The following is a 12,731-nucleotide window of genomic DNA, read 5'->3' on the forward strand; positions in this document are numbered from 1 at the left end:
CCGACATGGCAACCCGGAATCACAATCTTTCGAAATTCGACGCTCCGCTGCCGTCGGCTGCGGACATGCGATTCGGTATTGTCGTGGCCGAGTGGAACCGTGAGGTGACCGAGGCGCTGCTGGAGGGAGCCGTGCGCACGCTGCGGGCTGCGGGCTGCCCGGACATGAACATTCAGGTGAAATATGTCCCCGGGACCTTTGAACTCTCGCTCGGGGCGCAGTTTTTCGCCGAGTATACGGATGTCGATGCGGTGATTGCCCTCGGATGCGTCATTCAGGGCGATACGCGCCACTTCGACTTTATCTGCCAGGGGGTCACGCAGGGCATCACGCAGCTGCAGATCCAGTGGAATATGCCGATCTCCTTCGGAGTGCTGACCGTCAACGACATGCAGCAGGCTTTGGACCGTTGCGGAGGGCGCCTCGGCAACAAGGGGGATGAGGCGGCTGCGGCGGCCATTCAAATGGTCAAGCTACAGATCGACATGGAGGCTGCTTCGCCCGAGAAGGAGCCCGATCGCCGCAACATCAACTGACCCGGGGGCTGTCTCGGGGGGGGAAGCCGCAGCGAGCCGAGAGACTACAGAGGGCCGAAGGACCACGGAGAGGCAAAGAACTGTAGAATGTCTTGGCCGGGGAGCCGCAGCGAGAAAGGACCGGAGAGTCAGTCGGGGGGGGCTGCAGCGAGGCGAAGGCGTCTTGGAGCAGGAAACCGTCGAGGGGCCGGAAGGAACAGGCCTGAATAAAAACCGAAAGGTTCTGAGATATACGGCCGCGAAGATGAAACTGCGAACGGCGAGAAGTTCTCCCGAAAATCATTAAAAAGGGACACTGCATTATGCAGTGTCCCTTTTTTGCCATCCGGGTCAGGCCTCTGCCCGCGGCATGCCGTTGCTTCCGTATCCGTCGGAATCCGGATTACCCTCCCCACACACACCAGCGGGATCAGAAGACCCCCAGATTGTCCAGAAAGAGCATCAGCATGACCAGCGGACAGAAGTAGCGCAACAATACGATGAAGAGCGTGTAGATGCGGAACTTCAGCGTCCCGTTGTTGGTAATCTGATCCTTGAGTACCTGTTGGTCGAGTTTCCATCCGACGAAGATGCAGGTGAAGAGGCCGCCTACGGGCAGCAGAATGTTGGCCGTCACGTAGTCCAGCAGGTCGAACAGTGTCAGTCCGAAGGGTTTCCAACCGCTCCAGACGCCGACCGACAGGGAGGCGACGGCTCCCAGCAGGGTGGTGGCAGCCGTGGTGGTCCAGGCGGCGGCACGGCGGCTCATGTGCCACTCCTCGTGGAGGTAGGCTGTGATCACCTCATGCAGCGAGATGGTCGACGTGAGGGCCGCTACGACGAGCAGCAGGAAGAAGACCGTCGACCAAACCATGCTCAGCGGCATGCCGTTGAAGATGCTCGGCAGGGTGATGAAGACCAGCGAGGGGCCCGACGAGGGTTCGATGCCGACACTGAAGACCGCCGGGAAGATCACCACGCCGGCCAATACGGCCACCAGCGTGTCGAGAATCGTGACGTTCAGGGCCGTGTGGCGCAGGTTGGTCTCCGGCTTGAAGTAGGAGGCGTAGGTTACCATTGTCCCGATGCCGATCGAGAGCGAGAAGAAGGCCTGCCCCAGGGCTACAAGTACCGTCGAAGGGGTGACCTTCGAGAAGTCGGGCTGGAAGAAGAAGCGCAGCCCTTCGCCGCCTCCGGGCATCAGCAGCGAGTGGATCGACAGGGCGATCAGCACCACGAAGAGCAGCGGCATCAGCACCTTGGCTGAGCGTTCGATGCCCTTCTGAACTCCCAGTGCGATGACGAAGTGGGTAGCCAGCGCAAAGAGCACCGTGTAGAGGATCGGGCGCCACGGATTGCTGATGAAGTTTGTGAAGACCGATTCATATTCGGCTGCCGTCGTATATTGCGCCAGACTGCCCGTAACGGAGTGGACCATGTATTCGGCCGTCCAGCCCGAGACCACGAAGTAGAAGCCCAGGATGAGGAAGGCGGCCAGCACGCCGTTGTAACCCAGAAAACTCCACCGCCGGTCGAGGGCGCGATAGGCTCCTACGGCATTGAGGTGCGAGGCGCGGCCCACGGAGAACTCCGCGATCATGAGCGGCAGCCCCATCAGAATGACACAGAGGATGTAGATGACCAGAAAGGCCCCGCCGCCGTTGTCTCCGGCAACGTAGGGAAAACGCCAGATGTTACCCAGCCCCACGGAGCTGCCCGCGGCTACCAGAACGGCGCTCAGTTTCCCGCCCAGCGTGGCGCGGTTGTGCGAATGATGTTGCATAAGCGGACTTTTTTGCAAAATGCCCTGCGGTGGGAGGTCCACCCACTCCCGCCGCAGGGCGTCTCGGGTTATTTCTCCAGTATGACGCTCACCCGTTCGAGTTTGCCGCCCAGCGGGGGCGCCAGTTTCGATACGGTGCATTTCACGTGCCGGATCTGCGGAAATTCGGCGTGAAGGGCGTCGATGATGTTCATGGCGACCCGTTCGATGGTGCGTTGTGTGACAGCCATCTGGCGGCGGATCACCTCGTAGACCGTCAGATAGTTCACGGCCTTTTCAACGCTGTCCTCCGCGGCTACGTCGCCCAGTTCGGTCGTGATCTCCACGTCGACCGTAAAGCGGTTGCCGACCTTGCGTTCGAGTTCGTAGCACCCGTGCAGGGCCCGGAACTCCATGCGTTGCAGTACGATGCGGTATTCCATGCTATTCGGCGATGACGAGGTAGTAGTTCTTCTTGCCGCGCTGGACCAGCAGGTACTTGCCGGCGATCAGGTCGTCGGCCGTCACCTGACGCATGGCATCGGCGATCTTCTCGCGGTTCATCGAGACGCCGCCGCCCTGAATCAGCTTGCGGCATTCGCCCTTCGAGGGGAAGATCTGCGCACGCTCGGTGCAGAGTTCGACGAACGGCAGGCCGGCCTCCAGTTCGGTGCGGGCCACGCGGAACAGCGGAACCCCTTCGAAGACCTGCAACAGCGTCGTTTCGTCCAGCCGGCGCAGCGCCTCGGAGGTGGCGCCGCCGAAGAGGATCTGCGACGCCTCGACAGCTTTTTCGTACTCCTCGCGCGAGTGGATCATCGTGGTGACCTCCTCGGCCAGCCGCTTCTGCAGCACGCGCAGGTGCGGGGCGGTCTCGTGCTCGGCGATCAGCGACTCGATCGTCTCGCGGTCGAGCAGCGTGAAGATCTTGATGTAGCGTTTGGCGTCCTCGTCGCTGACGTTGAGCCAGAACTGGTAGAACTTGTAGGGCGACGTATAGCGCGGATCCAGCCAGACGTTGCCGCTCTCGGTCTTGCCGAACTTCGTGCCGTCGGCCTTGGTGATCAGCGGGCAGGTGATGGCATAGGCTTCGGCTTCGGGACCCAGTTTGCGGCGGATGAGTTCGGTGCCGGTGGTGATGTTGCCCCACTGGTCGGCGCCGCCGAGCTGGATCTTGCAGTTCATCGTTTCGTAGAGGTGCAGGAAGTCGTAACCCTGAACCAGCTGGTAGGTGAACTCGGTGAACGACATGCCGTCACCCTCGCCGTTGAAGCGCTTCTTGACCGAATCCTTGGCCATCATGTAGTTGACCGTAATGCACTTGCCGATGTCGCGGATGAAGTCCAGGAACGTGAAGTCCTTCATCCAGTCGTAGTTGTTGACCATGCGGGCGGCATTCGGGGCGTCGGAGTCGAAGTCGAGGAGTTTCGACAGCTGGGCCTTGATGGCCTCCTGGTTGTGACGCAGGGTTGCCTCGTCGAGCAGGTTGCGCTCCTGCGACTTGCCCGAGGGGTCGCCGATCATGCCCGTGGCACCGCCCACGAGGGCCAGCGGACGGTGGCCGCAGAGCTGGAAGTGCTTGAGGATCATCACTCCCACCAGGTGGCCGATATGCAGCGAGTCGGCCGTGGGGTCGATGCCCAGGTAGGCCGTCGTCATCTCTTTCTCCAGTTGTTCCTTGGCTCCGGGCATGATCGTGTGGATCATGCCGCGCCATTCGAGTTCTTCGATAAAGTTCTTGGTTGCCATATTCTTTTGTTCTCTTCTTATTCGTTTTCCGGAGCGGTATGCCCGCTCGCTTTTGTTATTCGACTTCGAGATCCAGCGCCTTGCGGAACTCCGTGAGCAGCGGGTTCTTGTCGGTCATGTATTTGACCCGGTCTTCGAGTTTGATCGGGCGTGCGGCCCGAATCTCCTCGTTGACCTTTACCTCGAGTTCCAGGGCTCCGTTGATTCCGGCCAGTTCGGCGATACGCATCAGCATGGCTGTCTTCGAGCGGAGAATCTCCTCGCGCAGTTCGCTGGTCGGAACGCTGACGGCAATCGTATTGCCCTGGAAGCGCATCTCCTCGAAGACCTGTACGAAGCGCGGCCGACGTTCCCGGATAAGCTTCAGAATCTCGTCCCGGGCCTTTGTCAGTTTGCTTTCGCTCGCCGGGTCGATCACGATGTCGGTGGTCCGGGCCGCCTTCTCCGACTCAGGATCCACGCTCTGCGAGGCTCCTCCCGTGGAGAGCAGTTCCGAGAGAGACGTTCCCGAAATCAGCGGTTTGCGATGGGGGTGTACCGTCGAGGCCGGGGAATTCCCTGTTGCTTGCGCTGCCGCCGGTTGCGGAGCCGGTCCCGCTTGCGGGGTTGCCGCCGGACCTGCCGCCGATGCGGAACCTTGCGCCGTTGCGTTGATCGCCGCCCCTCTGCCTGCGGTTTGCGGGCCGGGTTGCGAAGCTGCCGTCGGGCCTGTTGCCGATGCGGAACCTTGCGCCGTTGCGTTGATCGCCGCCTCTCTGCCTGCGGTTTGCGGGCCGGGTTGCGAAGCTGGTCCGGATTGCGGGGTTGCCGTCGGGCCTGTCGCCGGGCGGGGTGTCAGTTCGGGAAGCGGATACTCCCCGGGAGATATCAGGTCGTTATTTTTTTTTTGGCCGAGCCCTGCGATCTTCATCAGGCCCAGCTCCACGAGCAATCGTTGGTTCGACGATTGTCGGATCTTCCCGTCGAGATCCGTCAGCAGGGCAATGGCCCCGAAGAGAAACTCGACACTGCAGGCCTCCGCCTGCGCGCGGTATCGTTCGAGCAGGGTTCCGGTCATTTCGATCAGCCGCAGCGTCTCGGGGCGTTTGGCCATCAGCAGATCGCGCATGTGGCGGTTCAGACCGGCCATGAAGGTCTGGCCCGAGAAGCCCTTCGAGAGCACCTCGTCGAACTGAACCAGCGCCTCGACATAGTTGCCCGCGAGGAGCATTTTCGTGACGTTGAAATAGGTGTCGTAGTCCAGGACGTTGAGCGTCTGGGCCACGTGGCGGTAGTCGAGCGTCGTGCCGCAGAACGAGACCGCCTTGTCGAACATCGACAGGGCGTCGCGCATGCCGCCGTCGGCCTTCTGCGAGATGAGGTTCAGCGACTCTTCGTCGGCCGTGATCCCCTCCTGCGAGGCGATGTATTTCAGATACTCGACCGAATCCTCGACGCGGATGCGGTTGAAGTCGTAGATCTGGCAGCGCGAGAGGATCGTCGGCAGGATCTTGTGTTTTTCGGTGGTGGCCAGGATGAAGATAGCGTGGGCGGGGGGCTCCTCGAGGGTCTTCAGAAAGGCGTTGAAGGCCGCGGCCGAGAGCATGTGGACCTCGTCGATGATGAAGACCGAGTAGCGTCCCACCTGCGGGATGATGCGCACCTGCTCGATGAGCGAGCGGATATCCTCGACCGAATTGTTCGAGGCGGCGTCCAGCTCGTGGATGTTGAGCGAGCGCCCCTCGTTGAACGAGCGGCACGATTCACACTCGTTGCAGGCCTCGGCGCCGTGGGGGTTCAGACAGTTGATGGCCTTGGCGAAGATGCGTGCGCAGGTGGTCTTGCCGACGCCCCGCGGTCCGCAGAAGAGGTAGGCGTGGGCCAGCTGTCCGCGCTCGATGGCATTCTGCAGCGTGGAGGTGATATGCTTTTGCCCGACGACCGAACGGAAGGTTGCGGGGCGATATTTGCGTGCACTGACGATGAAATCACTCATGGTGTTGCAAAGATATACAATATTCTTCTTATTTTGGAGCCGGAAACCGATTTTCTGCGGAGTCGGCGCTGCTCCTCCCGGATGTTTTCCGGCGGTGTTCGGCCCGGCGGCAGCCCGCGGTCTGTCGGATTGTCGCAGTGTGTCAGTCGGCGGGTGACAATTCATGACATTTCTTGCGAAAAGTATGTCGAAATGTCCGGAAGCCGAATGTGGCAAGCCTTTTGATCGGTTACCGATCGAAACTTGAAAACTAACAGAACAACACGGATATGAACATCAACACTTTAACCATCAAGGCGCAAGAGGCGTTGCAGGCGGCGCTTACTCTTGCCCGGGAGCGCGGACAGCAGGCTGTCGAACCGCTCCACGTGCTCGCGGTGTTGATCCGCGAGGATGATTCGCTTGCTACCTTTCTGCTGGGGCGTGTCGGCGTGAACGTCCGCGGGCTGCGCGGTGAGGTCGACCGGGCCGTGGGGCAGTTGCCCCGCGTCGAGGGCGGCAACGGCGAGCAGTACTTTTCGCAGGATGCGTCGCGCATGATCCAGCGTGCCGTCGACTTCACGAAGAATTTCGGCGACAAGTACGCTTCGGTCGAGCACCTGCTGCTGGGCCTTGTGGCCGAGCGCGGACAGGCGGCCGATCTGCTGAAGCGCAGCGGTGCTTCGGAGAAGGAGCTCATCGAGGCGATCCGCACCTTCCGCAAGGGGGCGACGGTCGATTCGCAGACCTCTTCGCAGGAGTTCGACGCGCTGGGCAAGTATGCCATCAACCTGAACGAACAGGCCCGTAACGGCAAACTCGACCCGGTGATCGGACGTGACGAGGAGATCCGTCGGGTGCTGCAGATCCTTTCGCGGCGTACGAAGAACAACCCGATCCTGGTCGGTGAACCCGGTGTGGGCAAGACTGCCATTGCCGAGGGTATTGCCCGACGGATTATCGACGGCGATGTCCCCGAGAACCTGAAATCGAAGGTGATCTATTCGCTCGACATGGGTGCGCTGATTGCCGGAGCCAAGTATCAGGGTGAATTCGAGGAGCGTCTGAAGGCTGTCGTCAAGGAGGTCGTTGCCAGCGAAGGCGAGATCCTGCTCTTCATCGATGAGATCCACACGCTGGTCGGTGCGGGCAAGTCCTCGGGTGCGATGGATGCGGCCAACATCCTCAAACCGGCGCTGGCCCGTGGCGAACTGCGGACGATCGGTGCTACGACCCTCGACGAGTACCAGAAATACTTCGAACAGGACAAGGCTCTCGAGCGTCGTTTCCAGAAGGTGATGGTCGACGAGCCTTCGCAGGAGGATGCCATCTCGATCTTGCGTGGTCTGAAGGAGCGTTACGAGAACCATCACCAGGTGCGGATCAAGGACGAGGCCATCATTGCGGCCGTCGAACTCTCGACGCGTTACATCACGTCGCGGTTCCTGCCCGACAAGGCCATCGACCTGATCGATGAGGCCGCCTCGCGGTTGCGTCTGGAGATGAACTCCGTGCCGGATGAGATCGATAGCCTCGATCGGAAGATCCGCCAGCTGGAGATCGAACGTGAGGCGATCCGCCGCGAGAAGGACGAGGAGCGTATCGAGTCGCTGACCAGGGAGATCGACGACCTGAAGGCCAAGGACTCCGAGATGCGGGCCAAATGGCAGGGGCAGCGCGATCTGCTGAAGAAGATCCAGGCCAACAAGGACCGGATCGAGCAGTTGAAGATCGAGGCCCAGCAGGCCGAGCGTCAGGGCGATTACGGCAAGGTGGCCGAGATCCGTTACGGCAAGATCCAGGAGGCCGAGAAGCAGATTGCAGCCTTCCAGGAGGAGTTCAAGCTGGCATCGACCAACGGTTCGATGATCAAGGAGGAGGTCGACGCCCAGGATGTCGCCGAGGTGGTATCGCGCTGGACGGGCATTCCCGTCACGCGGATGCTGGCCTCGGAGCGCGAGAAGCTCCTCCACATGGAGGAGGAGCTTCACAAACGGGTCGTGGGTCAGGATCAGGCCATTGCCGCCATTTCGGATGCCGTTCGCCGGTCGCGTGCCGGACTGAACGACCCGCGCAAGCCGATCGGATCGTTCATCTTCCTCGGTACGACGGGTGTCGGTAAGACCGAGTTGGCCAAGGCGCTGGCCGAGTTCCTCTTCAACGACGATCAGATGATGACGCGTATCGATATGAGTGAATACCAGGAGCGTCACAGCGTTTCGCGACTCGTCGGAGCGCCTCCCGGATACGTCGGTTACGACGAGGGCGGCCAGCTGACCGAAGCCGTGCGGCGCAAGCCCTACTCGGTGGTTCTGTTGGACGAGATCGAGAAGGCACACCCGGATGTCTTCAACATCCTGCTGCAGGTGCTCGACGACGGTCGTCTGACCGACAACAAGGGTCGTACGGTGGACTTCCGCAACACGATCATCATCATGACCTCGAACATGGGGTCGCAGGTGATCCAGGAGAACTTCGCCAACTTCGACGGCAACAAGGTCCCGGCTGAGGTGCTGGAGCGGACGCGCCGCGAGGTGATCGACCTGATGAAGCAGCAGCTCAAGCCCGAGTTCCTGAACCGTATCGACGAGATTGTGATGTTCGAGCCGCTGACGCGCGAAGATATCGAACGTATCGTCGATCTGCAGTTGAACTCTGTACGCAAACTGCTGGCCGAGAACAACATCCGGCTCGAGTATACGGCCAAGGCGCGCGAATGGATCGCCAAGGCGGGTTACGATCCGCTCTATGGTGCACGACCCGTCAAGCGGACCATCCAGCGTTACGTGGTCAACGATCTGTCGAAGCGGATTTTGGCCGGCGAGGTCGATCGTTCGAAACCCATTTCGATCGATGCCGACGCCAACGGTCTGACCTTTGCGAACTGATTGTCTACGGACCGCAGCCGCTGCTGCGGCAGCCAATAACGAAGGGTTCCACCCCGAAAGGTGTGGAACCCTTTTTTTGTGCCCGTATCTCGTGGAGTGGTTGGCACGCAGCCTTGGAACGACAAGGCTCCGGATCGGGCCCGGCCGGTTTATCGGATCCAGCGACTGAAGAAGCGCCAAAGCTCCTCGCAGGTATCGACGCCTGTGTTGCGCCACGAGTGCCGGCCGCCGATCGTTTCATAGAGCCATACTTCGTGGCCGTCCGTGCCGTCCGTGTAACGGTGGGCGACGACCTGCAGCTGGCTTTCGCGGCGTGGCAGTGTGTCGATACGGTGTTCGAGGCATTTGTTTCGGGCGGCCCAGTAGGAGACGGCCATCGGGATCGGGAGATAGGCGCCCCAGCCGTCGCGGTTTTCCAGATCTCCCTCCCAGCGGGTTGTCGGGTCGGCTGTTCCGTGGATCTCGAAGAGCGGAACCGGTCGGCGGCATTTGTCCCCTCTGAGGATTTCGACCGACATGAAACCAGCCACGGGGCCAAGTGCAGCGAAGAGATCGGGGCGTTTCGAGGCCAGCAGGTAGCACATGTCGCCGCCGTTGGACATGCCCGTACAGAAGACGTTGTGGCGGCTCAGCCCGTAGCACATGTCGCCGCCGTTGGACATGCCCGTACAGAAGACGTTGTGGCGGCTCAGCCCGTAGCGACGCTGCAGATGGCGGACCAGGTCGGAGAGAAACTTCACGTCGTCGATCCGCATGTCGGCCTGAAAGGGGTATCCCACGTTCCAGCAGGTTTTGCCGCGGCCGTCGCGTTCGCCCTGCGGGTAGCAGACGGCAAAGCCGTGACGATCGGCCGTGGCATTCATGCCGAAGTAGTTCGGATCAGCCTTGCCGGTGTAGCCGTGGAGGACGACGACCAGAGGCGCTTCCGATGGAAGATCCGCCGGGAGGTGGATCGTATAGGTGCGGTCGATACTGCTTGAACGCAGGGTCTCGGTGCGGTCCACCTGAGCCTGAACCGCTGCGGAGAGCAGTGTCAGCAGAAGGGTCGGAGTCAATCTTCGGAGTAATCTCATGAAATGGCTTTCTTGGTGGTTGGCGTTCGTTTACAATCCTTTGCGGGCCAGGCGCCAGGCCAGGGCGTTGTAGGCGTCGAGCAGCGGCCCGCGCCAGGCGACGGGCAGCCGGTTCAGCAGCCGCACCTTGCGCAGCGTACGGCGATAGGTCTTCGTCCAGTGGAAGAAACGGGCGGCGCGGGCTGCCTCTTCGGTGCCGCCCTTGACACTCAATACCAGCGCCTTGCCCAGCGCCGCCCGGGCAATGAATTCGCGTTCCTCCTCGGGAGCATCGGGGTTATAGAGCTTTTCGAACGAGAAGTCGGTCCGTTCGGGGGTGTAGCCCGAAGCCGATCGGTTTTGTGCGATGCGTGAATAGCGGACCAGCCGTTCGGGGGTGTAGCAGACCCGATAGCGGCGGGCGATTTCGATCCAGAGATAGAGGTCCTCGGCGATCTTCATCCCCGCGGGGAATCCCCCTATGGTGTCGAAAACCCGGCGGGGAATGCAGCTGGCCGAGGGGATGGCGATGTAGCGGTGGGCCGAGTCGCGGAAGAAGTTCTCGACCACCCCCCGGCGGTCGAGCCCCGAGGCGGGGAAGCATCCGTCGTGGCTCTCGATCGTAAACCCCGCGCAGTAGAGTCCGCAGTCGGGGTAGTCGTCGATCAGACGCTCCATGGCGGCCAGATAGCCGGGCTCCCAGCCGTCGTCGCCGTCCAGCAGGGCGATGTGCGAGCTGCGGGCTTCGGCGATGCCGCGGTTGCGGGCGGCGCTGACGCCGGCGTTGGGCTGTTGGATAAGCCGCACGAGCGGCGATCCGATACGGCGCACCACCTCGGCGCTGCGGTCGGTTGAGCCGTCGTCGACGACCACGATCTCCTCGGGCTGACGATTCTGTGCCAGCACCGAGCGGAGTGTGGCTTCGATCTCGCGCTCCTTGTTGTAGAGGGGAATGACGACCGTGAAGGTGGTTTTCGGCATGGCTGCGGGGTGAATTTTTGCGAAGATACCGATCTTTTGCTACTTTTGCAAGAAAATCAGGGGGTATGACCGCATTCGAAAAAGTCGACCGTTTCGTGCGCAATCTCTACGAAACGGTCTTCTATCTGGCCGTCATGGCCTGGAAGGAGAATTTCCGCAACTACGTCGGGCGGGCCGGTACGGTCGGCCGTCCGCGCCCCGTTGCGGCCATCCTCGGCAACGGCCCCTCGCTGGGGCGCGAACTGCCCCGGCTGCTCGAAAGCGGGGCGGCCCGGGAGCGCGACTTTATGGCGGTCAACTTCTTCGCCCTCGACGAGCGGTTTGACCAACTGCGCCCGGCCTACTATGTGCTGTCGGACCCGATGTTCTTCCGCCGGAGCGCCCAGCGCGAACGGGTCGACGAACTCTACCGCACGCTCAACGCCCGGGTCACGTGGCCCATGCACCTCTACGTGCAGTACTACAACCCCGAACATTTCGATTATCGGGCCGTGCTGCCCAACCCCCGGATCCGCATCATCCTCTTCCACACGCAGCTCTACAACGGCTTCCCGTCGCTGCGCCGCCGGCTCTTCCGCCGCGGGCTGGGGAGTGCCAACTTCGGCACGGTGGTCCAGGTGTGCGAATACATTGCCCTGCTGTTGGGCTACCGCACGGTGGAGCTTTACGGTGTGGACCATACGCTGCTCGACGGCCTCATGGTCGACGATGAGAACCGCCTCTGCCGTATCGACAGCCACTACTACGACACGAAGCCCGTCGCCCCGAAGCCGATTTTCCAGAAGGTTCCTCCGCGCCCCTATACGATGGCGCTCTACCTCTCGGAGGTGGCCGAACTCTTCCGCGGGCACGAGATCCTGCGCGACTATGCCGCGTGGCTCGGGGCGCGGATTGTCAATCGCACGCGCGGCTCGCTGATCGACGCCTACGAGCGCGATCCGCTCGACTGATCGCTCCGACCGTTCCGACTGCTCCGACCGTCCCGACCGTCCCGACCGCCCGGTTTCATCCGGACTGTCCGGTTCGCCGATCGGTTGCTCCATGTGGTCGGTTCAGGCAAGGCGCCCTGTTATGCAAACGGTCCGAAGCGGGATCTCCGCTCCGGATCGTTCATTTACGCAGTCGGGGGCCCCTCTTTCCGCACCTACTGCGGCAGGTTGCGGCTGGCGGCAATGATCTCGGCCATGGCGAAATCCTCGGGATAGTCGATGTCGAGCCCTTCGATGCGATCGACGACGGCCATCCAGGGGCGGTCGCCGATGCGCTGTCCGCGGCCGCACCACAACTCCCGCGAGAAGATGAAGAAGGCGCTCGTCTCGATGTAGACGGGTTCGATGGTCTGCGTGCGGGGGATGTTGTCGAGGCGGTAGTTGAGCGGCCGCCCCTCGTACCAGGCGAATGTCTGGATCCGCTCGGCGCTGAACGATGAATCGTACTCGCCCGACTTTACCTTTGCGAGCGCTTCGGCGATCGTTGCCGGCCGGATGAAGGGCGACGTGGCGTGGGCCAGGACGTAGAGATCTGCCTCGACCTCGGCGGTGAAGGCGTCGTAGATCTCGCGTCCGAGCGTTGTGTCGCGGTCCAGCGAGGTGTCGCGGCGCAGGAACCGCACCCCGTCGGGCAACAGCGGGCGGATGCTTTCGTCGCTGCAGTAGACGTAGACTTCGTCGATCCCTTCGACCTGCGTCAGGGTTCGCAGAATGTGGCACATCAGCGGCGAACCGCTCAACGGGCGGAGGTTTTTTCCCGCCACGCGCTGGCTGTTGAGCCGGATGGGTACGAATGCAACGGTTTTCATGCGTATGAATCTTTTTGTCGATGCGGTGTTTG

Annotated in this window: 10 protein-coding genes; 3 read left to right on the forward strand and 7 right to left on the reverse strand. The window is 61.7% G+C overall.

From position 1 onward, the window contains the following. The first annotated feature begins 5 nt into the window (after window positions 1-5). Entirely contained in the window at window positions 6-536 is a 531-nt protein-coding gene (ribH, locus tag B5G09_RS04635) for a 6,7-dimethyl-8-ribityllumazine synthase (protein WP_087311402.1), read from the forward strand. 409 nt (window positions 537-945) lie between these two features. Here the strand turns inward: ribH and B5G09_RS04640 are convergent, their stop codons facing one another. The 4 genes from B5G09_RS04640 to B5G09_RS04655 form a co-directional block, all read right to left on the reverse strand. Beyond that, window positions 946-2,298 (reverse strand): sodium-dependent transporter, encoded by a 1,353-nt coding sequence (locus tag B5G09_RS04640; protein WP_087404230.1) that lies wholly within the window; start codon window positions 2,296-2,298, stop codon window positions 946-948. 68 nt (window positions 2,299-2,366) lie between these two features. Then, on the reverse strand, window positions 2,367-2,720 hold the full coding sequence (gene folB / locus B5G09_RS04645; RefSeq protein WP_087404231.1) for a dihydroneopterin aldolase: 354 nt from the start codon (window positions 2,718-2,720) through the stop codon (window positions 2,367-2,369). Window position 2,721: 1 nt separating this feature from the next. Then, on the reverse strand, window positions 2,722-4,026 hold the full coding sequence (gene tyrS, locus B5G09_RS04650; protein WP_087404232.1) for a tyrosine--tRNA ligase: 1,305 nt from the start codon (window positions 4,024-4,026) through the stop codon (window positions 2,722-2,724). A gap of 55 nt (window positions 4,027-4,081) precedes the next feature. Beyond that, window positions 4,082-6,001 carry a DNA polymerase III subunit gamma/tau gene (locus B5G09_RS04655; RefSeq protein WP_087404233.1) on the reverse strand — a complete coding sequence of 640 codons (1,920 nt, stop codon included), beginning with the start codon at window positions 5,999-6,001 and terminating at the stop codon, window positions 4,082-4,084. Window positions 6,002-6,270: 269 nt separating this feature from the next. Between B5G09_RS04655 and clpB the strand changes: the two genes are divergently transcribed. After that, a complete protein-coding gene (gene clpB / locus B5G09_RS04660) occupies window positions 6,271-8,868 on the forward strand; it encodes an ATP-dependent chaperone ClpB (RefSeq protein ID WP_087311397.1) in 2,598 nt (865 codons plus the stop codon). Window positions 8,869-9,017: 149 nt separating this feature from the next. Here clpB and B5G09_RS04665 read toward each other — a convergent pair whose 3' ends face one another. Together B5G09_RS04665 and B5G09_RS04670 are read right to left on the reverse strand one after the other, a co-directional pair. Next, window positions 9,018-9,941: a PHB depolymerase family esterase gene (locus B5G09_RS04665; protein WP_087404234.1), complete on the reverse strand. Its 924-nt coding sequence runs from the start codon at window positions 9,939-9,941 to the stop codon at window positions 9,018-9,020. 30 nt (window positions 9,942-9,971) lie between these two features. Next, a complete protein-coding gene (locus B5G09_RS04670) occupies window positions 9,972-10,901 on the reverse strand; it encodes a glycosyltransferase family A protein (protein WP_087404235.1) in 930 nt (309 codons plus the stop codon). A 65-nt stretch (window positions 10,902-10,966) separates the two neighbouring features. Between B5G09_RS04670 and B5G09_RS04675 the strand changes: the two genes are divergently transcribed. Continuing rightward, window positions 10,967-11,851, forward strand: coding sequence for a hypothetical protein (locus B5G09_RS04675; protein WP_087404236.1), 885 nt, complete (start codon window positions 10,967-10,969; stop codon window positions 11,849-11,851). Between the two features lie 194 nt (window positions 11,852-12,045). Here B5G09_RS04675 and B5G09_RS04680 read toward each other — a convergent pair whose 3' ends face one another. Further along, window positions 12,046-12,699 (reverse strand): acylneuraminate cytidylyltransferase family protein, encoded by a 654-nt coding sequence (locus B5G09_RS04680; protein ID WP_087404237.1) that lies wholly within the window; start codon window positions 12,697-12,699, stop codon window positions 12,046-12,048. Between the last annotated feature and the right edge of the window lie 32 nt (window positions 12,700-12,731).

This window comes from Alistipes sp. An54 (assembly GCF_002159375.1).
Taxonomy (GTDB): domain Bacteria; phylum Bacteroidota; class Bacteroidia; order Bacteroidales; family Rikenellaceae; genus Alistipes; species Alistipes megaguti.

Coding starts and splice junctions, on each gene's coding strand:
- ribH (WP_087311402.1), top strand. CDS start 6: ATGGCAACCCGGAATCACAATCTTTCGAAATTCGACGCTCCGCTGCCG.
- B5G09_RS04640 (WP_087404230.1), bottom strand. CDS start 2,298: ATGCAACATCATTCGCACAACCGCGCCACGCTGGGCGGGAAACTGAGC.
- folB (WP_087404231.1), bottom strand. CDS start 2,720: ATGGAATACCGCATCGTACTGCAACGCATGGAGTTCCGGGCCCTGCAC.
- tyrS (WP_087404232.1), bottom strand. CDS start 4,026: ATGGCAACCAAGAACTTTATCGAAGAACTCGAATGGCGCGGCATGATC.
- B5G09_RS04655 (WP_087404233.1), bottom strand. CDS start 6,001: ATGAGTGATTTCATCGTCAGTGCACGCAAATATCGCCCCGCAACCTTC.
- clpB (WP_087311397.1), top strand. CDS start 6,271: ATGAACATCAACACTTTAACCATCAAGGCGCAAGAGGCGTTGCAGGCG.
- B5G09_RS04665 (WP_087404234.1), bottom strand. CDS start 9,941: ATGAGATTACTCCGAAGATTGACTCCGACCCTTCTGCTGACACTGCTC.
- B5G09_RS04670 (WP_087404235.1), bottom strand. CDS start 10,901: ATGCCGAAAACCACCTTCACGGTCGTCATTCCCCTCTACAACAAGGAG.
- B5G09_RS04675 (WP_087404236.1), top strand. CDS start 10,967: ATGACCGCATTCGAAAAAGTCGACCGTTTCGTGCGCAATCTCTACGAA.
- B5G09_RS04680 (WP_087404237.1), bottom strand. CDS start 12,699: ATGAAAACCGTTGCATTCGTACCCATCCGGCTCAACAGCCAGCGCGTG.